The organism is Kitasatospora sp. NPDC101801, from assembly GCF_044766665.1.
Classification (GTDB): domain Bacteria; phylum Actinomycetota; class Actinomycetes; order Streptomycetales; family Streptomycetaceae; genus Kitasatospora.
Map to the genome: position 1 here is coordinate 78,554 of NZ_JBIWML010000003.1, position 23,552 is coordinate 102,105.

At 72.3% G+C, this 23,552-nt stretch carries 21 protein-coding genes and 1 pseudogene; 15 read left to right on the forward strand and 7 right to left on the reverse strand.

What is annotated here, in order from left to right; all coding sequences use genetic code 11:
• Positions 1 to 41: 41 nt before the first annotated feature.
• The 9 genes from ACIRPK_RS06625 to ACIRPK_RS06665 all read left to right on the forward strand — a co-directional run bounded on the left by ACIRPK_RS06625 (position 42) and on the right by ACIRPK_RS06665 (position 8,922).
• Positions 42 to 1,346 (forward strand): ABC transporter substrate-binding protein, encoded by a 1,305-nt coding sequence (locus ACIRPK_RS06625; protein ID WP_403033924.1) that lies wholly within the window; start codon positions 42 to 44, stop codon positions 1,344 to 1,346.
• Positions 1,343 to 2,287, forward strand: a complete 945-nt coding sequence (locus tag ACIRPK_RS06630; protein ID WP_403033926.1) for a carbohydrate ABC transporter permease — start codon at positions 1,343 to 1,345, stop codon at positions 2,285 to 2,287. The genes ACIRPK_RS06625 and ACIRPK_RS06630 overlap by 4 nt, the downstream gene beginning before the upstream one ends.
• An 8-nt stretch (positions 2,288 to 2,295) precedes the next feature.
• Complete coding sequence (locus tag ACIRPK_RS06635) at positions 2,296 to 3,120, forward strand: carbohydrate ABC transporter permease (protein ID WP_403033928.1); 825 nt, start codon at positions 2,296 to 2,298, stop codon at positions 3,118 to 3,120.
• Positions 3,120 to 4,742: an amylo-alpha-1,6-glucosidase gene (locus tag ACIRPK_RS06640; RefSeq protein WP_403033931.1), complete on the forward strand. Its 1,623-nt coding sequence runs from the start codon at positions 3,120 to 3,122 to the stop codon at positions 4,740 to 4,742. Before ACIRPK_RS06635 ends, ACIRPK_RS06640 begins: the two co-directional genes overlap by 1 nt.
• Positions 4,743 to 4,780: 38 nt before the next feature.
• Positions 4,781 to 5,314, forward strand: coding sequence for a YcxB family protein (locus tag ACIRPK_RS06645; protein ID WP_403033933.1), 534 nt, complete (start codon positions 4,781 to 4,783; stop codon positions 5,312 to 5,314).
• A gap of 220 nt (positions 5,315 to 5,534) precedes the next feature.
• Positions 5,535 to 5,816: an acylphosphatase gene (locus ACIRPK_RS06650; protein ID WP_403033936.1), complete on the forward strand. Its 282-nt coding sequence runs from the start codon at positions 5,535 to 5,537 to the stop codon at positions 5,814 to 5,816.
• Positions 5,817 to 5,912: 96 nt separating this feature from the next.
• A complete protein-coding gene (locus ACIRPK_RS06655) occupies positions 5,913 to 7,403 on the forward strand; it encodes a hypothetical protein (RefSeq protein WP_403033939.1) in 1,491 nt (496 codons plus the stop codon).
• Between the two features lie 225 nt (positions 7,404 to 7,628).
• The gene (locus tag ACIRPK_RS06660) at positions 7,629 to 8,048 is read left to right on the forward strand and encodes a tyrosinase cofactor (protein ID WP_403033942.1); all 420 of its coding nucleotides are present in this window, start codon (positions 7,629 to 7,631) and stop codon (positions 8,046 to 8,048) included.
• Positions 8,049 to 8,094: 46 nt separating this feature from the next.
• Positions 8,095 to 8,922 (forward strand): tyrosinase family protein, encoded by an 828-nt coding sequence (locus ACIRPK_RS06665; RefSeq protein WP_403033945.1) that lies wholly within the window; start codon positions 8,095 to 8,097, stop codon positions 8,920 to 8,922.
• 99 nt (positions 8,923 to 9,021) lie between these two features.
• Here ACIRPK_RS06665 and ACIRPK_RS06670 read toward each other — a convergent pair whose 3' ends face one another.
• Both ACIRPK_RS06670 and ACIRPK_RS06675 read right to left on the reverse strand, forming a co-directional pair.
• A complete protein-coding gene (locus tag ACIRPK_RS06670; protein WP_403033947.1) occupies positions 9,022 to 11,778 on the reverse strand; it encodes a hypothetical protein in 2,757 nt (918 codons plus the stop codon).
• Between the two features lie 175 nt (positions 11,779 to 11,953).
• A complete protein-coding gene (locus ACIRPK_RS06675) occupies positions 11,954 to 13,021 on the reverse strand; it encodes an Lrp/AsnC family transcriptional regulator (protein ID WP_403033950.1) in 1,068 nt (355 codons plus the stop codon).
• Between the two features lie 125 nt (positions 13,022 to 13,146).
• On the opposite strand from ACIRPK_RS06675, the gene ACIRPK_RS06680 reads away from it, so the two are divergent.
• From ACIRPK_RS06680 to ACIRPK_RS06690, 3 genes are all read left to right on the forward strand, one after another.
• Positions 13,147 to 14,331, forward strand: coding sequence for a M20 family metallopeptidase (locus tag ACIRPK_RS06680; RefSeq protein ID WP_403033953.1), 1,185 nt, complete (start codon positions 13,147 to 13,149; stop codon positions 14,329 to 14,331).
• 31 nt (positions 14,332 to 14,362) lie between these two features.
• Positions 14,363 to 14,689, forward strand: coding sequence for a nuclear transport factor 2 family protein (locus ACIRPK_RS06685; RefSeq protein WP_403033956.1), 327 nt, complete (start codon positions 14,363 to 14,365; stop codon positions 14,687 to 14,689).
• Between the two features lie 95 nt (positions 14,690 to 14,784).
• Complete coding sequence (locus ACIRPK_RS06690; RefSeq protein ID WP_403033959.1) at positions 14,785 to 14,976, forward strand: hypothetical protein; 192 nt, start codon at positions 14,785 to 14,787, stop codon at positions 14,974 to 14,976.
• Here the strand turns inward: ACIRPK_RS06690 and ACIRPK_RS06695 are convergent.
• Entirely contained in the window at positions 14,970 to 15,980 is a 1,011-nt protein-coding gene (locus ACIRPK_RS06695) for an endonuclease/exonuclease/phosphatase family protein (RefSeq protein ID WP_403033962.1), read from the reverse strand. The two genes, ACIRPK_RS06690 and ACIRPK_RS06695, sit on opposite strands and share 7 nt — an antisense overlap.
• A gap of 223 nt (positions 15,981 to 16,203) precedes the next feature.
• Between ACIRPK_RS06695 and ACIRPK_RS06700 the strand changes: the two genes are divergently transcribed.
• The gene (locus ACIRPK_RS06700; RefSeq protein ID WP_403033965.1) at positions 16,204 to 17,778 is read left to right on the forward strand and encodes an alpha/beta hydrolase; all 1,575 of its coding nucleotides are present in this window, start codon (positions 16,204 to 16,206) and stop codon (positions 17,776 to 17,778) included.
• Between the two features lie 85 nt (positions 17,779 to 17,863).
• On the opposite strand, the gene ACIRPK_RS06705 is transcribed toward ACIRPK_RS06700, so the two are convergent.
• Positions 17,864 to 18,988 (reverse strand): serine hydrolase domain-containing protein, encoded by a 1,125-nt coding sequence (locus ACIRPK_RS06705; protein ID WP_403033968.1) that lies wholly within the window; start codon positions 18,986 to 18,988, stop codon positions 17,864 to 17,866.
• Positions 18,989 to 19,341: 353 nt separating this feature from the next.
• The gene (locus tag ACIRPK_RS06710) at positions 19,342 to 19,512 is read right to left on the reverse strand and encodes a hydrophobic protein (protein ID WP_403033971.1); all 171 of its coding nucleotides are present in this window, start codon (positions 19,510 to 19,512) and stop codon (positions 19,342 to 19,344) included.
• 100 nt (positions 19,513 to 19,612) lie between these two features.
• On the opposite strand from ACIRPK_RS06710, the gene ACIRPK_RS06715 reads away from it, so the two are divergent.
• Positions 19,613 to 20,248, forward strand: a complete 636-nt coding sequence (locus tag ACIRPK_RS06715; protein WP_403033974.1) for a DUF2231 domain-containing protein — start codon at positions 19,613 to 19,615, stop codon at positions 20,246 to 20,248.
• Between the two features lie 97 nt (positions 20,249 to 20,345).
• Positions 20,346 to 20,510, forward strand: a pseudogene (locus ACIRPK_RS06720) (RNA polymerase subunit sigma-24); the annotation flags it as partial.
• A gap of 550 nt (positions 20,511 to 21,060) precedes the next feature.
• On the opposite strand, the gene ACIRPK_RS06725 reads toward ACIRPK_RS06720, so the two are convergent.
• Together ACIRPK_RS06725 and ACIRPK_RS06730 are read right to left on the reverse strand one after the other, a co-directional pair.
• Positions 21,061 to 22,278, reverse strand: coding sequence for a hypothetical protein (locus ACIRPK_RS06725; RefSeq protein WP_403033977.1), 1,218 nt, complete (start codon positions 22,276 to 22,278; stop codon positions 21,061 to 21,063).
• Between the two features lie 307 nt (positions 22,279 to 22,585).
• Positions 22,586 to 23,452, reverse strand: a complete 867-nt coding sequence (locus ACIRPK_RS06730) for an aminoglycoside phosphotransferase family protein (protein WP_403033980.1) — start codon at positions 23,450 to 23,452, stop codon at positions 22,586 to 22,588.
• Between the last annotated feature and the right edge of the window lie 100 nt (positions 23,453 to 23,552).

Consider the following 23,552-nt stretch of genomic DNA (forward strand, 5'->3'; position numbering starts at 1 on the left):
CCTGCTCCACCCACCCCCACCCCACCTCTCGGAGGCACCCGGTGTCCGGCTTCAAGAAGAGAACAGCCCTGCTCGCGCTCGCGCTCACCGTGTCCGCGTCCGCCTGCAGCGGGAGCAGCGGCGGCCTCGGCGGCAGCGAGGCCAAGGACGGCAAGGTCACCCTGCGCTGGTCCACCTGGGGATCGGCCGAGGACATGGCCGTCTTCAAGGCCTTCACCGACGAGTTCACCAAGAAGTACCCGAACATCACGCTGAAGCTCGAACCGGTCGCCTCCTACGAGGACTACCACCCCAAGCTGCTCACCCAGCTCACCTCGAAGACCGCCCCCGACGTCTTCTACGTCGGCGACGACTACATCGGCAAGCTGGTCGCCGACGGTGTACTCGCCCCGCTCGACCAGCAGTTGGCCGGGCCGGACAGCAAGAGCAAGCCCGCGGACTTCTTCGAGGGCATCTACGGCGGCGCCAAGAAGAGCGGCGTCACCTACGGCGTCCCCAACGACACCAACCCCGAGGTGCTCTGGTTCGACCGGAAGGCGCTGGCCGAGGCCGGGATCACCGAGGACCCGGCCGCGCTGAACGAGGCCGGCCGCTGGACCATGGCCACCTACCTGGAGATGAACGCCAGGCTGAAGGCCGCCGGCAAGTACGGCTCGATCTTCTGGAACTGGTACGGCGCCAACTACAGCATGGTGAACGGCTTCGGCGGCAAGGTCTGGGACGGCGGCAAGTACGTCGCCACCATCGATCCGAAGGCCCGTCAGGCGCTCCGGACGCTGGCCGACGGGTACCGGGACAGGACCTTCGCCTCCGCCGACCTGCTGCCCGAGGGCAACAGCGCGGGCACCCAGTTCATCAAGCACAAGGCGGGCTTCTACGCCGGCGGCCGCTGGGTCATCGAGAGCATCCGGAAGGGCGGCGAGCTCGCGAACTACGACATCGTGCCGTTCCCGTCCGAGTCCGGGCAGCCGATCCAGGGCGCGGTCGCCGCGTCCTACCTGACCGTCAACAAGGACACCAGGCACCCGAAGGAGGCGTTCACCTTCCTGACCGAGTTCGTCAGCAAGGAAGGCCAGCAGCTCCGGCTCAAGGGCGGCAGCGCGGTGCCCTCGGTCAAGGGCGCCGAGAACCTGGTGACGGACGGCGGCTACCCCGCCCACGCCCGGACCTTCCTGGACGTCCGGGACAAGGGCTTCGCCAACTACCCCGACGAGGTCGCCGTCCCCGGCCTGACCAAGGCCGTCAACGACCAGCTGATGAAGATCTGGGAGGGGAAGGTCGGCTTCGACGAGGGCATGACCCAGTTGCAGACCCTGGTCGACGGCATGAAGGGCAAGCAGAGTTGAGTGCCGTCGCCCAGGCACCGGCCACCGAGCGGTCCCGCCCCGCCGAGCGGATGCGCGAGCCGCGCTGGCGGCGGCGGGACCGCTGGTGGGGCGTGTTCTTCCTGGCTCCCCAACTGCTCGGCCTGCTGGTCTTCCTGGTCGGACCGCTCGGCTTCGCCGTGGTGCTCTCCTTCATGCGCTGGGACGGCCTCGGCGACGCCGACTGGGTGGGCTTCGCCAACTTCCGGACCCTGCTGACCGATCCGTCCTTCGGCCGGGCGGTCTGGAACACCGTCAAGATCGGCCTGATCACCGTGCCGGGCGGCCTGGTGCCGGCGCTGCTGCTGGCCCTCGCCCTGCACGGCGTCCGGGGCCGGACCGCCTACCGGGTGATCTACTTCCTGCCGGTGGTGACCAGCTCGGTCGCGGTCTCGGTGATCTGGCAGATGATCCTCGGCGGCGGCGCGGACGGCATCCTGAACGGCACGGTGCAGGACCTGTTCGGGGTCACCCTGCCGAGCTGGCTGGAGGATCCGACCTGGGTCGTCCCCGCCATCGCCGTGGTGACCGTCTGGTCCTCACTCGGCCTCAACGTGGTGATCTTCCTGGCCGGGCTGTCCACCATCCCGCCGAGCCTGCTCGAAGCCGCCCGGATCGACGGCGCCGGGCCCTGGCAGCTGCTCCGCTCGATCATCCTGCCGATGCTCTCCCCGACCGTCTTCTTCACCCTGGTGGTGTCGGTGATCAGCTCGTTCCAGGCGTTCGACCTGATCTACGTCCTGGTCAACCCCAACCACAACGAGGGCGCCCAGACCATCGTCTACAAGGTCTACCAGCAGGGTTTCCGGGAGTTCCGGTTCGGCCTGTCGAGCGCCGCCGCGCTGATCCTGCTGCTGCTGACGCTGGTCGTCACGGCGGTCCAGTTCAAGGCGCAGAAGCGCTTCGTCCACTACGAGTCGTGAGGCCCGGCATGACCCACCGGAGACAGATCCTGCTGCACGTCGGGCTCGGCCTCGGCGGCCTGATCATGCTGTTCCCGTTCGTCTGGATGCTGCTGACCTCCTTCAAGGGCGTCAGCCAGATGATCAACGAGCCGCTGGCCTGGCTGCCCGCCCCCTGGCGCTCGCAGAACTACCCCGACGTGCTCGGCAGCGTGCCGCTCGGGCAGGCGTACTGGAACAGCATGTACATCGCGGCGGTCACCGTCGCGGCCACCCTGTTCACCGGCTCGATGGCCGCGTACGCCTTCGCCCGGATCCCGTTCCGTGGCTCGGGGCCGCTGTTCGGGCTGTTCCTGGCCACCCAGATGGTGCCCGCCCAGGTCACCGTCGTGCCGCTGTACATCCTGCTGGCCAAGCTCCAACTCATCGACTCGCACCTGTCGTTGATCCTGCCGGCCATCGCCAATCCGTTCGCGGTCTTCCTGCTGCGCCAGTTCGTCCGGGCCGTCCCGGTCGAGCTGGAGGACGCGGCCCGGATCGACGGCGCCGGCCGCTGGACCATCTTCTGGCGGATCATCCTGCCGAACATCAGGCCGGGCCTGTGGACGCTGGGCATCATCGTCTTCCTGGCCAGCTGGAACAGCTACTTCTTCCCGCTGGTGTTCCTGAACACCCCGGACCTGTTCACCATCCCGCTGCTGCTGGACTCCTTCAACTCCCAACGCGGCGGCGTGGACTACGGGTTGACCGCCGCACTGTCCGCGATGACGGTGCTGCCGATGCTGATCGCCTTCCTGGTCGGGCAGCGCAAGATCCTCAACAGCATGGCCTCATCGGGCCTGGGAGGGCGCTGATGTCCACCGTGCAACTCGACCTGGTGGAGCGCCCGTTCACCGAGCGGGGCTCGCGCCTGCTGGTCACGGCGGCCCCGGACGGCCTCCGGGTCGCCCGGGCGGAGTACGAGACCCCGCTCGACGCGACCACCGAGCTCACCGCGCTGGCCGTCCGCGACCCCGACGGCCGCCCGGTACCCGTCGCCTCGGCGACGCCCTCGGAGGTGCGGTTCGCGAACGGCGCCTCGCTGATGTTCGCCGACCCGACCACGCTGGTGCTCTCCGGGCGGCGGGCCCACGCCTCCTGGCGACGGCCGGACGGGACGGCGCGGACCCTGGCCCTGACCGACTGTCACGTCCTGACCGGTCCGCCGGGTACCTGGTCGGAGCAGACCGTCCGGGCGGCCGCCGAGCACCGCTGGCAGCGGTGGTTCGCCCACTTGCCACCCGTCCGACCGGACTTGGCGGAGCGGGCCCGGATGGCCTGGTGGACGCTGGCGGTCAACCTGCTGCCGATCGCCGGCCGCGAGGGGCTGGTGCCGTCCAAGTACGGCTACCTGGGCGTCTGGAACTGGGACGCGCTCTTCCACGCCGTCGCCCTGCGGCACGCCTCACCCGCGCTGGCCCGCGACCAGATCATGCTGCTGCTGGACCACCAGCTCCCGGACGGCCAACTCCCGGACGTGGTGCACGAGCACGGGGTGCTGGCCGAGACCACCGACCTGCCCCGTTCCGACCTCGCCCGGCTGAGCGAGCACGTCGGCCGGGCGAACGGCGTGCTGCCCTCCGCAGAGCCGGTACCGGTCACCAAGCCGCCCCTGGCCGCCTGGGCGGTGTGGAAGATCCACCGGACCGACCCGGACCTCCCGTTCCTCGCCGCGGTCTACCCGAAGCTGGTCCGCGCGCACACCTGGTGGTTCACCGCCTCCGACCCGGACGGCGACGGCCTCCCGGAGTACCTGCACCCCTACTCCTCCGGCCTGGACGACAGCCCGGTCTGGGACCACGGCCCGCGCGCCGAGCCCCCAGACCTCAACTCCTACCTGATCCTCCAGGCCGACCGGCTGGCCGACATCGCGCACGCCTTGGGCCTCCCGGCCGACGCCGCCCGGTGGCGCGCCCGCGCCGCCGCCCACACCGAGCTGCTGCTCACCCGGCGGTGGGACGGCACCCGCTTCCGGACGCTGGTGGGCGGCGCGCCCGTCGACGTCCGCACGGTGCTGGACCTCATGCCGCTGCTGACCGGCCGGCTGCCCGCCGAAGTGGCCGGTGCCCTGGAGCGGGAGCTCCGCTCGGCCCGCTTCTGGGGCGAACACCCGGTGCCCACCGTGGCGTTCGACGATCCCGCTTTCGACCCGGACGCGATGTGGCGCGGCCCGGTCTGGCTGAACGTCAACTACCTCCTGATCGAGGGCCTGCGCCGCTCCGGCTTCACCGCCACCGCGGACGAGCTCCGGCTGCGCACCCTGGCGATGGTCCGCGACGCCGGAGGTCTCTACGAGTACTGGAACCCGCTGACCGGCGCCCGGGCGCCCCGCGCCACCTCCGGTTTCGGCTGGTCGGCCGCCCTGTTCGTCGATCTCGCGGCCGACCTGCCGGAGCCTGCGGACGATCGCCTGGACGCCGGGACGATCACCCCCTAGAGTCCTGATCTTGTTGCCGAGGACCGCCGGGGGAAGCTTTGAACATCAGCACGTCGTACCGGATGTCCTTCGAGGAACTGCTCCGGGCCACCCGGGTCGGCAACCGGCGGCGCCGGCGGCTGGCCCTGCTGGCTGTGGTCCTGCTGCCCACCGACGCGGTGCTGCTCTTCCCACTGGGGAACTACCCGGTCGGGCTGGTCGCCCTGGTCGCGGCCGGCATCCTGCTCTACCAGCTGACCCTGGGGACCCACCGGGCCGCCCGCAAGGCCATGGCCAAGATCACCGGCGCGGTCGAGGTGACGCTCACCGACGAGACGGTGACGATCCGTCGGCCGGGTGTGCACACCGAGATCGCCTGGCAGCAGTACCACCGGGTGCTCGACACCCCGGAGTTCCTCCTCTGCTACCTCAATCCGTTCACCTTCCACCCGGTGCTCAAGCGCGGCTTCGACACCGCGCAGCTCGACCGACTGGCCGCCTTCGTGGCGGACCTGACCGGCACCCCCGCCACGCCCATCCCGCCCGCGCTGTCGCGGTCCGTCCCCGTCCGGGAGCGCGCCGGGGGCCGCTGAGACGACGCCCGGGTGCCGACCCGCCGCGCCCGGCGCACCACGGCGGGACATGCGGGCAGGGCGGCCGGCTCGGCGAACACGTTGCACGCGACCGGGCCGAACGGCGGCCCACCTCGCCCCGGTCGGTGGCCCTCCCGCGCCCCCGCCGGTCCGGGGCCCTGACCCCCCTGACGGCGTATCGGGACCGGCCCCGGCCCGGCCCCGTCAGTACGGTTGCCACATGACCGAGAGCACCCGGCTGACCGCACTGATCGAGGGCCACGTCCAGGGCGTCGGCTTCCGCTGGTCCGTCAGCGCCCGGGCGGCCGGGATCGGCCCGCTGACCGGCTACGCCCGCAACCTCCCGGACGGCCGGGTCGAGGTGCTGGCCGAAGGCTCGCGGGCGGACTGCGCACGGCTGCTGGACTGGCTGCGCACGGGCGACACCCCGGGCCGCGTCGACACGGTGACGGAGCACTGGGGCCCCGCCACCGGTGACCATCCCGATTTCCGCATCCGCTGACTCCCCGACAGCGACGGGAACCCGGTTGCCAGGACGGTCCGCGTCGGGCACCATCCCCGTCATGACCACACGAAAGGGCGACCGGCCCTCCGCTCGGTGACCGGCTCGTGGTGGGGACGCGACGGCTCTGCCGGTGGCGGAAGTCCCACCCTTCTCGACCATGCCCGAACCCTGCGTGCCCAGCACGGCCCCGGCCCGTGGCCCTGGTCCGGCGACCCGCTTCCCGATGCCGACCCGGACGGCGCTCGCCCGGTCCTCGTCGGCGGCGGTGCGGACGCCCTGCTGCACCGCACCCCGGACCACGGCGCCGTCCCGCCCACCGGCGTCGAACTCGCCGAACGGCTCGAACTCCTGCTGTCCGCTCCGGTGCCCACCTCGGGGGACGAGATGGGACTCCTGCACGACCTCCTGGCCACCTGCCGGGCGATCGAGGTCGCCGACGCGCTGAGCACCGAGGTCCGCTGCCGGGCCCTGCCGTCCGAGGGCCTGCGACGACTGGGGCGGCAGTTGGCCGAGCACGGTACCCACCGGGAGCCGGTCAAGATCGGCCTGGTGCTCCTGGGACTGGGCGGGGACGCGCGCGACCGCGAGCTGCTGCTCCTGCTCGGCAGCCTCGACGAGCTCACCCTCTACGCCGCCGTCGCGCTCCGCCGCTCGCAGCCCGACGGGGATCTCGCCGTCCACGCCCTCGCCCGACGGGTGGCGGGGTGGGGGCGCATCCAGGCGGTGCGGTTGCTGCGCGGCACCACCGTCCCCGGCATCAGGGCCGGGCTGCTGCGCGAGGGCTTCCGCAACACCGTCATGAACGAGTACCTGGCCCATCTCGCGGCGACCACGGGCAATTTGCACGGCGCCCTTCGCCGTCCCCACGTCGACACCCCGCTGCTGGCGGGCGCCGGCGGCATGCTGGCCGCGATGGCGGCCACTCAGGGAGGTCCCGCACCCGGCCTGGCCGACTACCCGCACGCCGTCCCCGTCCTGCATCGCTACGCCGACCTGGTCCAGCTCCGGACCCCCACCCTCGCCATGCTGCGCAACCTGATCGACATCACCGTGTTCCTCCGCCACCCGCCCGAGGACCTGCCCTGGACGCCCGCCGACACCGGGCACCTGACGACATGTCACGAGCAGCTGCTCCGCGAGCCCCGGTGGCCGGCGCTCGTGCTGGACCACCTCGCCGATCCCCGGCGCCCCGACTTCCACCGGGCCCTCGGGCCGGCCGAGTTCCTGCGACTGAGTACCACACCCCAGCTCCTGGCACGTCTGGAAACCGGGCCCGCCCTGCTCGACCCGGTCTGGGCCCACGCGCTGCGCACCGGCCACCGCCGGCACGCCGCCCACATCCTCGACCTGGCCGGACGACGCCTGGCCGACACCCCCTCCCCCCGGAAGCCGCCGCCCACCTGCGCACCCACCGCCCACCCGAGCCGCCTCGCCGGCGGTGACACCCGTGCACGAGGTTCGCGCCATCCTCGCGCCGTGAGCGAGGTCACTGCGATCGGGGGATCCGGGCGTGGCGGAAGAGGATCTTCGGCGGGCCGACTGCACAGAGTGAAGATCCTTGGTTTTCCGATGGCCTTTCAGTGAAGACGGTGAAGATCTCACTGTTCGTCCCGAGGCGTGGGCACGGTCGGATGGCCTGTTTCAGCCACACCTCTTCGTACCCCCGCCGATCGGCAGTTCCCTAGGTCATCAAGGATTGACAGCATCGAAACAGCGGAGGGGATCATGAGATCCCCTCCGATTAACGTTTCAGTACGGGTTCATGAACGGCGCCCCAACATCACCGGGGCGCCCAAGGGGGGTACCACCATGTCCGAAGTCACCCATGCCTCGGAGCTGACCCGGCGGCGGATGCTGCAGGGAGCGGCCGTCGCGCTCACCGTTGCGGCCGGCACCGCCGTGCTCGGCGTCGTCGGCCCGGCCGGCGGTTCCGCGACGGCGGCCGATCCGGGCGCGTCCGACACCTTCGACGAGGTCTTCCACGGCCGTCGGATCCAGGGTCGGCCGGTCGCCGACGGGGGCGGCCACCACCACGGCACCACCGGGGCCGGCGGCACCGGGTACGCCGTGCACATCGACGGCGAGGAGCTGCACATGATGCGCAACGCCGACGGCACCTGGATCAGCGTCGTCAACCACTACCAGACCTTCCCGACACCGCGCGCGCTCGCCCGCGCCGCCGTCACCGACCTGCAGGGCGCCACGCTCGTCCCGGTCGCCGTCGCCTGAACCGGCTGACACCCGCTCACCTCACCACTCGTACAAGGGGGGACTCATGGCAGTCCGCAAGAACCAGGCCACTCTGACGGCCCAGGAGAAGCGCGCCTTCGTCAACGCCGTGCTCGCGCTCAAGCGCAACGGCGGCTACGACGCGTTCGTCAGCACGCACAACTCGTTCATCGTCAGCGACACCGACAGCGGCGAGCGGGTCGGCCACCGCTCGCCGTCCTTCCTGCCCTGGCACCGCAGGTTCCTGCTCCAGTTCGAGGGGGCGCTCCAGGCGATAGACCCGAGCGTCACCCTGCCCTACTGGGACTGGACCGCCGACCGGACCACCGGCGCCACCATCTGGGGCGCCGACTTCATGGGCGGCAACGGCCGCAGCAGCGACGGCCAGGTGACCACCGGCCCGTTCGCCTACTCCAGCGGCAACTGGACCCTCGGGATCCGGCCCGACAGCCGCAACTACCTGCGGCGCCAGCTCGGCGCCGGGGTCGCCCAACTGCCCACCCGCAGCGAGGCGGACGGCGTGCTGGCGATCGCCGAGTACGACGCCGCCCCGTGGAACAGCACCTCGGCGGGCTTCCGCAACAACCTGGAGGGCTGGCGCGGCGTCAACCTGCACAACCGGGTGCACGTCTGGGTCGGCGGCATGATGAGTACCGGCATGTCGCCCAACGACCCGGTCTTCTGGCTGCACCACTGCTTCATCGACAAGCTGTGGTCGGAGTGGCAGAAGCGCCACCCCTCGGTCGGCTACCTGCCGACCGCCGGCACCCCCAACGTGGTCGACCTCAACGAGACCATGAAGCCCTGGAACGACGTCACCCCGGCGGACATGCTCGACCACAGCGCCCGGTACACCTACGACACCGGCTTCTGATCCCCAGGCGGCCGTCCGACTGACTCCGGCGCAGGGCACCGTTCCACAAGAACTGAGGTGCCCTGCGCCGGAGTTCGTCCGGGCTAGGGGGCGGTGTGGTCATCGGGTGTCTCCCGCTCGTAGCTCGGTGGTGATCTGCCGACGGGCGGTGACGGCGGCTTCGGCCAGCACCGCGAGGGAGGCCAGCAGTGCCAGCCCGAGGGTCTGTTCGAGGATGGGTGCGGCGGTGAGCCGGAGTCCGGTGGGGACTTCGGCGCCGACCAGGGGGGAGAGGTCGACGGCCGGGCCGAGCAGCAGGATGCAGCCGACCGCGGTCAGGGCTCCGCCGAGGGCGGCGAACAGTGCCTGGGGCAGTGCCTCGGCGAGGATCAGTGCCAGGCCCTGCCGGGGTCGCAGGCCCATGGTGCGCAGGCGGGCCAGCATCGCGGCGCGTTCGGGCCCGGCCCGGTACAGCGTCAGCAGGACGCAGAGCAGGGCGAACAGCGCCGTGGCGCCGACCGTGACCCAGAACAGCCGCTCGGCCGAGTTCTGCAGCGGGTCGCTGCCGAGCCCCGTGACCGTCCCGGCGCTGGTCCGCACCAGGTGACGCGTCTCCTCGCCGACGGCGGGCTGGCCGAGGAACTCCTCGGCCAGCGCGCGCAGTCGGGCGTCGTCGACGGCCCCGGTGGCCAGCCACCTGTTGGGGCCGACGAGCCGGGGCAGGGCGGCGGTACCGGGGCCTGCGGGCAGCACGACGGCGCTGCCCGCCGCCCCGAACAGGGCAGGAGTGCCGTCCGCGCTGCCGACGGCACGGATCACGGCCGGCTCGCCGCCGTTGTCCAGCTGGATCCGGTACTCGCCCGGCGACAGATCGCTGGTGACCAGGGCGGGCAGCGGCGAGCCCGGGACCGCCGAGAGCAGGGTCGGGTCGAACCGGCCCCGCCCGGCGACCTCGGCCAGCTTCGCGTACTCGACCGGGTCGGCCATCACCACTCTGATCCGGATCGGGTTGTCGGACGTGCTCCACAGCTTGGCCTCGTTCTCGACCCAGACCGGCACGGAGGTCCGTACCCCCGGCAACCGCTCGGCGGCCGCGACGAGGGCCTCCGGCAGTGCGCCGGGCACGACGGTGCTGATCAACGCGTCGCCACCGATGGTGTACCGGGCGGCCACCATCCGGTTGGCACTGACGGAGCTCAGGACGGTGGAGCCGACCGCGCCGCAGGTCACCGCGAGCACCAGGGCGAGCAGGGGCAGCACCGAGGGCCGCGAGCGCGGGCCGCTGCCCCGGGCGGCCCTGGCCAGGCCGAGGAAGGCGATCGCGCCGGGCCTGGGCCGGGCCCGCCGGGCCAGCAGCCCGATCAGGACGGGCTGGAGCCGGGCCAGCAGCAGCGCACCGGTCAGCGCCATCAGCAGCGGAGCTGCCACCAGCAGCGGGTCCACCCCTTCGCCGAGCGGGGCCACCCCGCGTCGGACGACCTGGGTCGCAGCCGCCACGGTGGCGGCCAGCACGGCGAGTTCGCCCATCAGGCGAGGCCGTCCCGACCGGGTGCGGCCGGTCTCGCGGAGCAGCAGGGCGGTGCGGACCGGGAAGGCCAGCAGCGCGAGCAGCGCGACCGAACCGGCCGCGACGGCGGCGGCCGGCCAGCGCGGGGTGGGCAGCAGGGTGAAGGCGAGCAGTGCGCCGAGCCCGGCGGCGGGCAGCACCGTCAGCGCCCCCTCCCCGAGCAGTCGTCGGCAGATCCCGCCGGTCCCGGCGCCACGCGCCCGGAGCAGCCGCAGCTCCGCCGTCCGCCGTTCGGCGGTCAGCGCCGCCGCCAGGCAGAGCAGCACGGCGGCCACCCCGGCGGCGCCGGCCGGGCCGACCCCGGCGAGTGAGTCGATCGCGGACTGCCGCTTCCGGGCGGAGTCGATCTCGCTCCGCAGGCGGGAGGTGATCCGGGTCTTGGGTCGGCCGCTGTCGGTGATCATCCGGGCGCCGATCGGTCCTGCGGTGACCGAGGCGAGGGCGAAGGAGGTCTGCCGCAGCTGGTCCGCCCGCAGCACACCCACGTCCACCGGCAGCCGCCAGAAGTCCTCGTCCCCGTTGCCCCAGCCGGCCAGGCGGGACAGCACCTCCGGACCGACCAGCGCCGTGGCCGTCCAGAAGATCTCCCGTGAGTCGGTCACGCCTCTGCAGACCTTGGTGGCACACTCCTGACCGGCCCAGAACGGATCGGACGGGTCGTCAGCGGTGTACAGGCCGACCACCCGGGCCTGTTGGCCGTCGCCGCCGTCGAGCACCTGGCCGAGCCGGACGCCGATGGTCTTTCCGGCACCCACCGACACCGCGACCGGGATCGGCTCCCCCGGCGCTGCGGCACCCGGCCACTGACCGGCCGTCAGCCCGACGTGCTCCCGCGCCCGGTGTTGGTACAGCAGGGTGAGATGGGGTGAGATGCCGTCCGGTCGGTCCAGGCCGGGATTCTCCAGCGAACGCGACCTGACGCCCTGGCGGCCGTACACCGGACCACTCGGTGCGAGCGGGAGCACCGCGCCGACCGCGCCGGTGAGTTGGGCCCGGGTGGTGTCCAGCATCTCGGCCGGGTCACCGCTCGGAGCCGGGCCCGAGGTGACCCGTACGCTGGTGGGAATCGGGCCGAGGGTGCGCAGATACGTGTGGAGTGCGTCGTTCGCGCCCCGGTCCAGCGCCCGGGGCAGTGCGGCGGCCAGGAAGACCACGGTCAGCGCGAGGGCGGCGGTGAGCAGGGCGGCCAGCGGCGCGGTGCGCAGCCGGGTACGGACCCACGGGGCCGCGTCCCGGTCGCGTCCGCCGGCCAGGAGGGCGGACGGTAGCGGTAGTTGATCGCGCAGTCGACGCAGCACAGAGCCGGACATGTTCCCGTTCCCCCCGGTACCGGCAGCCGTGTACCGGACAGCGGACGACTCTGTCAGATTCGATCAAGATGGGGAAGGGCCTTGCGCGAACCATGTCCGAGGCGAACGGAATCGACCACCTTCTCCTCGGATCGCCCACGATCGACGAACCGCACCCGGCCGACCCGACGTGCCGTCAGGAAACCGGGACCGGGTCCCGCCAGATGTCCATCGGGACGGCGCGGACCGCGCGTCCGTCCGCGTCGAGGATCCGGCCCATCCGTTTCACGGTGCGCAGCGACACCCGGCGCTCGGCCACCCGCAGGTCGGGGAACCTGCGGGCGAGCGCGGTCTCCAGGCGCTGGACGCCGGCGAGCGAGCGTTCCCAGACGGCGAGGACGAGGTTGTGCGGGCCGGTGACGGAGACGCAGAGCCGGGCCTCGGGAAGTCTGGCCAGCTGGGGGCCGATCTCGTCCAGCCGGTCCGGGGGAAGGTCGGCCAGGAAGGTCGCCAACACCGGCCGGCCGGCGTCGCAGGCGGCGATCTCACAACGGAGGCGGATCGCGTCGGAGGCGGCCAGCCGATCGAGGCGGCGGCGCAGCGTGGACGGGCTGAGCCCGGTGGCGGCGGCCAGCTCGGTCTGGTCGAGTCTGCCGTCGACGCCCAGCCGGATGAGCAACTCGCGGTCTCCCTCCCGGACTTCGGCCGACGAATGGGCGAACGAGGGAGAGTCGTCGTGCAGTTCCAGACGCTGGGCCCGGTCGAGCGAGTCCAGCCGCCAGCGTTTGCCCTCGGCGTAGAACCCGGTCGCCAGATGGACACGTACGGCGGTGATCCCGGACATCCGGCCGAGCCGTTCGGTGCTGTACCGGGAGACCGTCGCCAGGTCGGTGAAGGCCACGGTGAGGACGAGATCGCAGCCCCCGGAGACGTGTTCGACACTCAGCACGTGCGGCTCCTGGGCCAGTTCGTCCGCGATCCTCCCGAGCCGGGCGGGAGCGCAGTCGAGGTCGAAGAAGGTCATGCACCCGCGATCCTCCGGGCCCGGCAGGCCGTAGGCGGTCACCCAGGCGATCCCGGACTCCGAGAGCCGGCGCCAGCGGCGGGCCGCGGTGACCGGGCTGATGCCAAGGGTCTGGCCGAGCAGCGACCAGGGCGCCCGGGGCTGCAGCTGCATCGCGTTCACCAGTGCGAGGTCCAGCTCGTCCACCGTCACCTCGGCGCCCGCCATCGGCCTCCTGTCGGTGTCGGTGGAATCGTTCATCAAAGGACCCTCTCGTGACGTGATCCTGCGAAATCGCGGGAGACTCACACCCCCGGAGCCAGAATCACCGAACAAGATCGCTCTGCGCAAGTTCCCGCAGCACGCGGGGTTCGACGGAGGTACCTGTGTCCCTGTACGACGACGCCCGAGCTCTGGCCCCGGACCTGGTCCGACTCCGCCACGACCTGCACCGCTTCCCGGAGTTGGGCCTTGCTCTCCCGCGCACCCAGGAGCGGGTGCTGCAGGCGCTCGACGGACTGCCGCTGGAGGTGAGCCTGGGCTCCGGGCTGAGTTCGGTCACGGCGGTGCTGCGCGGTGGCCGGCCGGGGCCGGTGGTGCTGCTGCGCGGCGACATGGACGGCCTGCCGGTGGTGGAGAAGTCGCCGGTGCCGTTCGCCGCGACCAACGGTGCCATGCACGCCTGTGGACACGACCTGCACACCGCCATGCTCGCGGGCGCCGCGCACCTGCTGGCCGGACGGCGGGAGCAGCTCCACGGCGACGTGGTCTTCATGTTCCAGCCCGGCGAGGAACGCGACGACGGCGCCGGTGCGATGCTGGCCGAGGGTGTGCTGGACGCGGCGGGCCGGCGCCCGGTCGCCGCCTACGCGCTGCATGTGGCCTCGGCCATGCCACACGGGGAGTTCAGCTCCCGGCGCGGACCGGTCCTGGCCGCCTCCGGCGCGCTGAACGTCACCGTCCACGGCGCCGGCGGTCACGGTTCGACGCCGTACCGGGCCAAGGACCCCGTTCCGGCCGCCTGCGAGATGGTCACCGCCCTGCAGACCATGGTGACCCGTCGCTTCGACGTGTTCGACCCGGTGGTGATCACTGTCGGACTCCTCCGGGCCGGCACCCAGCTCAACGTGATCCCCGAGACCGCCCACTTCGAGGCGACCGTGCGGACCTTCTCCACCCAGGCGCAGTCGAGGGTCGCCGACCTCGCGGTGGAGCTGGTCAAGGCCATCGCCGCCGCCCACGGCCTGCGGGCCGAGGCCGCGTACGTTCCCGGGTACCCGCTGACCGTGACCGACGGAGCCGAGACCGACTTCCTCGCCGACACCGTCCGGGAGGTCTTCGGCGAGGAGCGCTTCCAGCTGATGCCGAACCCGATCGCCGGGTCGGAGGACTTCTCCCGGGTCCTCGACGCCGTTCCGGGCTCGTTCGCGTGGCTCGGCGCCGCTCCGAAGGGAGTCGACACCGAGGACCTCCCGCTGAACCACTCTCCCTACGCGGAGTTCGACGACGCCGTGCTCCCCCAGGGCGCCGCGCTCTACGCCGAACTCGCCGCCCGCCGTCTGGCCGCCTGAACCCGTCCACCCCCGTCAGGAGATCGAGCACATGACCGACCCGCGTGAGGTGGTCGAGCGGCAGCTCACCGCCTACAACAACCACGACCTCGACGCCTTCGTCGCCACCTACGCCGAGGACGTCACGGTCCACCGGGCGGACGGCAACCGGCTGGAGGGCCGGCAAGCCCTGCGGGACCGGTACGCCGGACAGTTCGCAGTAGGCCGCTGCCGGGCCGAGATCGCGGGACGGTTCAGCGAAGGAAACCGGGTGGTCGACCACGAGATCGCCCACGGCCTGGCCGACCAGCCGGTCCGCCTCCTGGTGGTCTACCGGGTGCGCGACGGGCTGATCGACCGCGTCGACTTCCTCAACTGAACGACCCGGGCCGCCGCACGGGAAGGAGATCCCGGCACGGGGACGAGGCGGGAGACGGCGGCGGCCCGGCACCTCCGAATGAAACACTGGGAGGCATGCGATTCACTCTTGAGATCGACCTGACCGACCCGGCCGACGACCACGCCGCCGAGCTCGGCCGGATCCTGCGCTACTGGGCGGGCAATCTGAAGCACTACTCCCTGGAGCCCGGCACCGGCGAGGACGTCCACGACTCCGCCTACCGGAAGGTCGGCCGCTGGTCCGTCACCCCGCCGCCGGCTCAGTAGCGGTAGGACGCCGCCACCGCGCGGTGGTCGCTGCCGTCGGTGGGCAGCAGCCAGGAGTCGGCCGGGGTCAGCCGGCCCTTGCTGAGGATGTGGTCGATCCGCACCGCCGGGAAGTCGGCCGGCCAGGTGAAGCCGAAGCCGGACCCGACGGCCTGGTGGGCGGAGGTCATCTGCTCGGTGATCGGGTCGAAGGCGCGGTCCGCCAGACTGCCGTTCAGGTCACCCATCAGCAGCACCCGGTCCAGCGGCTCGGCCCGGAGCGCCGCGCTCACCGCGGCGATGCTGTCGTCCCGGAAGCCCGCGCCGAACCCGTTGCCGAAGGTGACCCGGACCGAGTCCAGGTGCCCGACGTAGACCGCGACCTGACCCTTCGGGGTGGTCACCACCGAGCGGAACACCGTGGCGGTGAACTCTCCGCCCGGGCCCTTCGCCATCGCACCGCCGGTGACCGGGTACTTCGACCAGAGCCCGTCGGAGCCGACCCCGTCCACCCGGTACGGGTATGCGGCGGCCAGGCCCCGTTCGTACTCGGGCCGCAGGCTCGGCTCCAGCTCCTCCAGCGCGACCAGGTCGGCGCCGGAGTCGATCAGCATCTTCACCGTGCCCGCGACGTCGGTGTTGGCGGCGGCCACGTTGTGGGTCACCACGGTGAGCTCCCCCGTCCCGTCGCTCCGGTCGCCGAGCGTCCCGCCGAACATCGCCAGCCAGACCGCCGTGGGTATCAGGAGGGCGACCAGTGCGGTGGCCGAGCGACGCAGCAACGCGGCCACCAGCAGCACCGGAACGGCCAGGCCCAGCCAGGGCAGGAAGGTCTCCAGCAGCCCGGCCAGGTTGCCCGGGTTGGGCAGCAGGCGGTGCAGTGCGAGCGGGACGGCCGCGAGCACCGCGACCACCGCGATGATCCGGCCGCGCCGCCAGACCCCCTGCCGCCAGGACGTCCGCCGCGCCGACACCGGCGCCGATTCCCCGGCCGTCACCCGCACTGCCTCGTCCGTCTGCGCCATAAGAGTTCACCCCTATGTCGATCCGTCAGCCTACGGAGGACCAGACGCGACCAGGCCGGTAGAGGTTCCTGACCGCTGCCGGCCGCCTGTCCGGAGGTCGGATCCGGTCGTCCGCGATCGACCGGACGGCAGCATCTCGGCGCGGGGCGGGAATTCGGTGCCGGGGAGGTGACGGGCAGATCACGAGGTGATCAATATGAGGGTTTGATGATAGCCATATGCAGTGAACGTGAACATCGTCCGGCTCTCCGGTCGCCTCCTCCCCGCTGCCCTGGCGGCCGCCCTGCTCGCCGGGTGCTCCGGCTCCACCACCCCCGAGGCGGCCGCCCCGAGCGGCCCCGCCGCGAGCCCCAGCCCGACCGCGAAGCCCACCGGCGAGGCCGATCCGGCGCTGGCGCCGTTCTACGGCCAGCAACTCGCCTGGGCCGCCTGCGCGGACGATCCGAAGACCGAGAAGCAGGACGAGTCCGCCCTCCAGTGCGCCCGGCTCCGGGTCCCGTTGGACTACACCGCGCCGGCCGGCGAGAGCATCGAGCTCGCGCTGGCCCGCCGCGCCACCACCAAGGCCGACCAGCGGATCGGGTCGCTGCTGCTCAACCCGGGCGGCCCCGGCGGTTCCGGCGTCGAGTTCGTCCAAGGCGCCGCCGAGTTGGGCAAGAACGGCCTGCGCGACCGCTACGACCTGGTCGGCTTCGACCCGCGCGGGGTCGGGGCGAGCACCGCCGTGCACTGCCTGGACGGCAAGGCCCGGGACAGCTGGGACATCAGCGACACCCGGGACGGCAGCCGGGGCAAGACCCTGGCCGACGCCTGCGTGGCCAACTCCGGCAAGCTGCTCGCCCACGTCGGCACCCGGGACGCCGCCCGCGACCTGGACGTGCTGCGCGGCGCCCTCGGCGACCCGAAGCTCAACTACCTCGGCTTCTCCTACGGCACCTACCTCGGCACCCGCTACGCCGAGCAGTTCCCGGCCAAGGTCGGCCGGGTGGTGCTGGACGGCGCCGTGGACCCGACGCTCACCCAGCTCGACCTGGCCGTGCAGCAGAACATCAGCTTCGAGAAGTCGCTGCGCGCCTTCGCCACCGACTGCGCCCGGCAGGAGCAGTGCAGCCTCGGCAAGGACCCGGAGCAGGCCGCCGAGAAGCTGGCGAAGTTCCTGGACGGCCTCAAGGACCACCCGCTCGACGTGCCCGGCGGCCGGAAGCTGACCGCCACCGCCGCCTGGACCGGCACCCTGAGCGTGCTCTACGCCGACAAGTCGGCCTGGGAGTACCTGCGCAACGCGATCGGCTGGGCGATGGTCCGCGACAAGGGCGACTACCTGATGGCGCTGGCCGACGACTACTACGGCCGGTCCGAGGACGGCAGCCACAGCAACATGTTCGACGCCTACACCGCCATCCACTGCGCCGACCCGGGCGCGAGCGCCCCGACCGACGCCCAACTCGCGGCAGCCAAGCAGCAGTTGCACGACCAGGCGCCGCTGATCTCGGCCCGCTACACCGACGAGGACCTGTTCGACCCGGACTGCCGGAGCTGGCCGTACCTGACCACCGAGCAGCCCGGCCCAGTCCGGACGCCGGGCGCCGCCCCGATCCTGGTGGTCGGCTCCACCGGCGACCCGGCCACCCCGTACGCCTGGGCCGAGAAGCTGGCCGAGGGCCTGGGCAACGCCACCCTGCTGACCCGCGAGGGCGAGGGCCACACCGGCTACGGCAAGAACGACTGCACCACCAACGCGGTGGACACCTTCCTCACCGCCGGCACCCTCCCCGCTCCCGGCACCCGCTGCCAGTAGGGCGCGGCGCGGCCCTCACCTCAGGGTCGCGGACCGCCGGGTGGGCGTCGGGCAGGGTGCCCACCCGGCGGTGCCGAGTGCTTGGTCAGTGGCAGAACTCGGCCTCGGCGAGCTGGAGTTCACCCTCGAACCAGTCAGCGTTGCTGCTGAACGCGACCGCGTGGTGGCCGTCCCGGGTGGCCAGTGCCACGGTCGAGAAGCCGTGGATGCTGCCCTCGTGGCCCCAGACGGTGATCCCGCAGGAGAGGGTGGCGTGGCCGATGCCGAGCCCGTAGCCGGTCGGTGTGCCGAGCATTTCCGTCAACTGGGCCTCGGGGAGCAGCCGGCCGCGCAGCAGCGCGGCGAGGAACCGGGTCAGGTCGTCGGTCGTGGAGATCATCTCGCCCGCCGCCCCGCCCCAGGAGGGGTTCAGCTCGGTGGTGTCCACCAGGTCCGTCGAGCCGCCGTAGAGGGTCGAGTACCCGCGTGCGTGCGGCCGGGGCAGGTCGGATGCGGTGCCGGGCAGGCTGGTCCCGGTCAGGCCGAGCGGCCGGATGATCCGGCGTTCGATCTCCTCGGCGTACGAGTGCCCGGTCACCTTGCCGATCACCAGGCCGGCCAGGATGAAGTTGGTGTTGGAGTACGCACGCTTGGCGCCCGGGACGAACACCGGCGGGTGTGACATCGCCACCCGGACCAACTCCCTCGCGGGATAGGTGTCATAGCGGTGGGTCAGGAACTCGGCGGTGAACAGCAGCCTGGCCAGCTCCGGGTCCTCGTCGTAGGAGTACACCCCGCTGGTGTGGGAGAGCAGCTGGCGGACGGTGATCGCCGCGCCGTCGTTGCCGTTGCCGTGCACCACCCCCGGCAGCCACTTCTCCACCGGGTCGTCCAGGTCGAGCCGTCCCTCGCCCTGGAGCTGGAGCAGCACGGTGGCGACGAAGGTCTTGGTCACGCTCCCGATCCGGAACCGCTCCCGGGCCGACCGCGGCTGCCCGGTCCGGAGGTCGGCCACCCCGACCGCCGCCGACCAACTCCGCTGCCCTTCCCGGGCGGTGACTGTCATCCCCGGCAGCTTGTCGGTCCGTACGGCTGCCGCCATCGCCTCCCTGGTCGCTCCGTGCCCGCCGCTTGCGCCACCGGCCGCCGCCGGGAGTGCCGTCCCCAGCACCACCGCCGAGGCCACCGTCACTGCCGCCACCCCGCGCCGGAGCGCGCCGTTCCGAGTCATTCGCATCTCCTGAGATCCGGATGGCTCGTCCCCCGCGCACGACGACGGACCGCCGGGGCGGCCCGGTTCCGGCGGGTGGCCGGTCCGGGCCGAAACCGTCCGGCAGGATGACCGGGCCCGCAGGCGGTCATCCTCCAGGCGTACCGGCCCGCACCTGACTACGGCTCAGCTCGCCGCCCCCACGGTAAGGGGACCAACGGCGGGGGGTCGAGGTCGGTCGCGCGCACCCGCCCGGTCGGCCCGACCCGCCGGTTGTCGAGGAGGTGGCTCCGGGGCGGAGCCGCCACCGGAATCACCTCAGGTCCGGGCACCCAGTGCTGGCGGGCGGCCGGACCTGCGTCGAGGGGATCCGCTCACCAGCGGTACCAGCGCCGACGGCCGCCACCGGACGGGGTACCGCCCAGGACGAAGCCCAGCAGCCAGAGCACCAGCACCACCAACGCGATCCACCACAGCACGTGCCAGGCGAAGCCTGCACCTCCCAGGATCAGCGCGATCAGCAGCACAAGGATCAACAGGGCCATGACATCCACCTACGGTCCCACCGTCTGCCCGATATTCCGGCGATCTCATTCCCCGTGAGCTGCTCCGTTTGAGCCGGGCCGGGCGGGCCAGACGCTCGGTATGGACAGAATCACCGCACCGACGCCGGCCGGCTGGCTCGACGCACCCGCCGGTTGGACCGACCTCGACCCGACCTCGGAGCGGCTCCGGCGGCTGGTGGCCGGGCTGCCGCTGGGCCCCGTACGGGACGTCCTGCGCGGGGCCCAGCTCGGGCATCCGCTGCACCCGGCGCTCACCCAACTCCCGATCGGCTGCTGGTTCTCGGCCACCGCCCTGGACCTCACCGGCGGTCAGCCGGTGGCGGCCCGCCGCCTCACCGCCCTCGGGCTGCTGGCCGTCCCCCCGACCCTCTGGGCCGGCTGGGTGGACTGGGCCGACCTCTCCGCCGAGCGCCGTCGCACCGGCCTGGTCCACGCGGCTTCGGCGGTCACCGCCACCGTTCTGCAGCTCGGCTCCTACCGAGCCCGGCGGCGCGGCCGGACCACCGCCGGAGTGGTGCTCGGTCTGGCGGGCTGTACCGTGCTGGGCGTCGCCGCCGCCCTCGGCGGACACCTGGCGCACCCTCGGTCGGCTGCCGCCACCGCCACCGACCCCGCCGCCACCCCCGACGAACCCGTGCCGTCCGAGACGCCCGGGGCCCGGATGACCGACGAGGGCGCACCGCCCCCACCCGACGAGAGCCGGCCGTCGGCCTGAGCCGCCCACCGGTCGGCGGTCAGCGGTCGGCGGTCGGCGGTCGGCGGTCGGCGGTCGGCGGTCGGCGGTCGGCGGGACCACCATGAGTGTCGACCGCCGGGTGCCCCGCCGCACGGCGGTGGCGGCGTACCTGCACGAGCGCGACGGCGACCTGACGGCGGCGGCCCAGCTCTACGCCGAGGCGGCCCGGCAGGCTTCCCACCTCGCCGAGCGGGGCCACCTGATGCGGCAGGCCGCCCGTCTCAGCTCCGGCCGCTCCCGCTGGCACTGCCCGGCCCCTCACCCTTCGGCCAGGCGGGTGAGGAGCGGCATGGGTGGTCCGGTGACGGGTACTCAAGTGCTTCCGACGATTCATCGCAGAGGACGGAGTCCCATGGGCAGCCAGGACCAGCACCGCACCCACGAGCGCACCGAGAGCACCACCGCCGACCCGCCGGGTCGACCCCCGGAGCAGGGCCCGGACCTGGCCGCACGGCTCCCCGGCCCGGCCCGGGAGGCGGTCCTCACCCCGCGCACCGGGTCCGGCAGCTGACGCCTGGTCACCTCCGGCCCTCGGTAGGCCCGCGCCGATCCACCCAGGGCCTGTCGTCGAACCCCCCTCGTCGCCCGGAGGGCGGCCCTGCGGCGTCCGGTGCGTGCTCTCGGCGTGCCGGACGGGAGCCCTCGTACCGGGTCGCCCGGTGCGGCGCGAGTGCGTGCCAGGCGCCGTGGAGCAGACGGGAGTCTGACGACCGGCCCTGGCGGCGGCGTGCCGACCACAACGAGCGGGACCGGCACCCGGTGTACCCGGGTGCCGGTCCCGAAGCTCGTGCCTAGGACTCCTCGGACTCGTCCAGGTTGACGTAGGCGTAGAAGACGCCGAGGTCGTAGCCGTCCTGGTCGGTGTCGAACTTGACCGTGATGTCCGTGTCACCGGCCCGCAGGTAGTCGGAGATGTCCCAGCGGTTCGAGTCGTAGCCGAAGTTGTTCCGGATGTACGGCGTCCGGTTGAACTTGTCGGCGGGGGTCAGCTCCTCGATGGTGGAGTTGAAGGCGTCGTCGGGCGTGTGGTTCGGGTCCGAGAACTTCGCCAGCGGCCCGTGGGTGGACTGCACGGCGAGGGTGTCACCGGTCCACTTCAGGTCACCGTCGTACACCACGAAGCCCAGCTTTCCGACGACCTTCTCGTCGACCGCCGCCGTCTTCAGGCCGGTCAGCTTCAGCTCGTGCGGCGGGCTGTCCGGCAGCTCCACCTGGAAGCCGTCCCAGAGGTGGATGTGCCGCAGCGGCTTGCAGGGGTTCTCGTAGGCGACCACGATCGTCCAGCCGCCCCAGCTGTGCGGCTTCACCACCGAGTCCATGTTGGCGACCGTGTAGGTGCCGTTGCCCTTCGCCTTCACCAGGTCGGTGATGTCGGCGGACGCCTGGTAGCTGCTCTCCGCGTCGGTGGTGATGTAGCCGATGCTCGGCTGCTGGTTGGCGATGTTGGTGTACTGCGTGTCGCCCGGCAGCTTCAGGTAGACCTCGTCGATCCGGCTCTCGGGCAGCACCACGTCGTCGATACCCCGGGTGCCGCCCCAGTACAGCCGGGCGTGCTTGACCGTCGAACCGTCGATCAGACCCAGGTCGGCCGAGCTCGCGGAGTAGATCTCGTCGCCGAACGGGCCGATGCTGCCCGGGTCGATGTTGACGTACTTCATCTCGTAGTTGTTGTTGATCGGCCGCGAGCCCGCACCCGTCCGGGCGTCCTCGCAGCGCGGCTGCGCCGGATCCAGCGGCGGCTTGGTCTCGTCGCAGGTCATCAGGGTGTTGCTGATCCGGGTGATCGAACCGTGGAAGTCACCCTCGAACCGGGTGGTGAACGGAAGCGGGTTCGAGGCGAGCGTGTCAGCGGCGTGGCGCAGCTGGGTGCCGACGGGATCGGTGCCCCGCGCCTGGGCACCGGTACCGGTCAGCCACTGCGCGGCAATGGCGGCCAGGGCAACACTCGCAGCACCGACGCGGCGCGCGAGGCGGGGGCTTCCCGCCGAGTGATTTCCGAACGAAGACATGTGGACCTCTCCATGCGTACGGCGCCCCTGGCCTCCTTGCCGGGACGTGCCCACACCACCACAACATTCCGTGTCAGGCTGGGTACAGAGGGTTATCTTGGGCTGTTCGGGGCACACACGGCGGCCATTGAGGTGAACGGGGCACCGGGATCCGGCCCCGCGACGGCGTGGCACGGCGGCCGCCTGCGGAGGTGCGCGACACTCGCTGCTCGACGCCCCCGGCGGGTGACCTCCCACCGGCAGGCCGGGAGCACGCAAGGCCGCGCGCCCGCACGGAAGTTGTCGCCCTGGCGCACGGGTGACGCGGCTAGCGTGCCAGTACCGCGCGAAGGGTGCGCTCGCCGATGCCGTGCATCAGCGGGTTGTCGGCCGAGTGCGTCAGGAACGCCAGGGACAGGGCGAGCGCCCACCCCCGGGCGCGTTCCCAGGTCGCCTCGTCCGCACGGCCGTAGGCGAGCCGGAGGGCCGATCGGCGTTCCGCCGTGAACAGCATCCAGGCCACGGAGAGGTCGGCGGCGGGATCACCGGCGGTGAGGTCACCGAAGTCGATCACGGCGCTGATCCGGCCCCGGTCGACCAGGATGTTGGCCGGGTGCAGGTCCCCGTGCAGCCACAGCGGCGGCCCTCCCCAGGCAGGGACGGCGGTGACGGCCTCCCAGGCCCGGAGTGCGGCGGCGCGGTCGGCCGGGCCGAGATGCGGCAGCGCGGTCAGGACGCCCTCGGTGCGTCCGGCCAGCGGAATCCCCCGGTACGGATTGGCGGGCGCATCCGGCGGCGCCGGGGTGTGCAGGGCGCTCAGGAAGCTGCCGAGGGCGGCCGCGGCCGCCCGGGGATCCTCGAACTCCTCCCCCGCCGCGATCCGGCCCCGGAGGAACGGGACGACGCTCCAGGACCACGGGTACTGCGCCGTCGGCCGCCCGATCCGCACGGGCAGCGGCACCGGTAGCGGCAGCCGACCCGCCAACTCCGGCAGCCAGCGCTGCTCGTGCGCCACCAGCTCGGCGGCCAGGGCCCGGCGCGGCAGCCGGACCAGCAACTCCGCACCGAGACGGCACACGAGGTTGTCCCAGCCGTTGGTCAGCACCGAGACCGGCAGGGCCGCGAGGTCCGGGTGCTGCTCCTCCAGCAGCCGGCGCACCAGCCCGACCGGGATCGGGACCTCCGCCGCGGGCATCCGATGCACTGTCACAGCGAGGACCCTACCGCCGCGCCCCGAGCGCAAGTGGCCCCGTCGAACCGGCACCTGATGGACCCTCAGGACACCGGCGCGGTTC

Coding starts and splice junctions, on each gene's coding strand:
- ACIRPK_RS06665 (WP_403033945.1), top strand. CDS start 8,095: ATGGCAGTCCGCAAGAACCAGGCCACTCTGACGGCCCAGGAGAAGCGC.
- ACIRPK_RS06725 (WP_403033977.1), bottom strand. CDS start 22,278: ATGTCTTCGTTCGGAAATCACTCGGCGGGAAGCCCCCGCCTCGCGCGC.
- ACIRPK_RS06710 (WP_403033971.1), bottom strand. CDS start 19,512: ATGGCCCTGTTGATCCTTGTGCTGCTGATCGCGCTGATCCTGGGAGGT.
- ACIRPK_RS06715 (WP_403033974.1), top strand. CDS start 19,613: ATGGACAGAATCACCGCACCGACGCCGGCCGGCTGGCTCGACGCACCC.
- ACIRPK_RS06650 (WP_403033936.1), top strand. CDS start 5,535: ATGACCGAGAGCACCCGGCTGACCGCACTGATCGAGGGCCACGTCCAG.
- ACIRPK_RS06670 (WP_403033947.1), bottom strand. CDS start 11,778: ATGTCCGGCTCTGTGCTGCGTCGACTGCGCGATCAACTACCGCTACCG.
- ACIRPK_RS06730 (WP_403033980.1), bottom strand. CDS start 23,452: ATGCCCGCGGCGGAGGTCCCGATCCCGGTCGGGCTGGTGCGCCGGCTG.
- ACIRPK_RS06635 (WP_403033928.1), top strand. CDS start 2,296: ATGACCCACCGGAGACAGATCCTGCTGCACGTCGGGCTCGGCCTCGGC.
- ACIRPK_RS06695 (WP_403033962.1), bottom strand. CDS start 15,980: ATGGCGCAGACGGACGAGGCAGTGCGGGTGACGGCCGGGGAATCGGCG.
- ACIRPK_RS06705 (WP_403033968.1), bottom strand. CDS start 18,988: ATGACTCGGAACGGCGCGCTCCGGCGCGGGGTGGCGGCAGTGACGGTG.
- ACIRPK_RS06685 (WP_403033956.1), top strand. CDS start 14,363: ATGACCGACCCGCGTGAGGTGGTCGAGCGGCAGCTCACCGCCTACAAC.
- ACIRPK_RS06660 (WP_403033942.1), top strand. CDS start 7,629: ATGTCCGAAGTCACCCATGCCTCGGAGCTGACCCGGCGGCGGATGCTG.
- ACIRPK_RS06675 (WP_403033950.1), bottom strand. CDS start 13,021: ATGAACGATTCCACCGACACCGACAGGAGGCCGATGGCGGGCGCCGAG.
- ACIRPK_RS06690 (WP_403033959.1), top strand. CDS start 14,785: ATGCGATTCACTCTTGAGATCGACCTGACCGACCCGGCCGACGACCAC.
- ACIRPK_RS06640 (WP_403033931.1), top strand. CDS start 3,120: ATGTCCACCGTGCAACTCGACCTGGTGGAGCGCCCGTTCACCGAGCGG.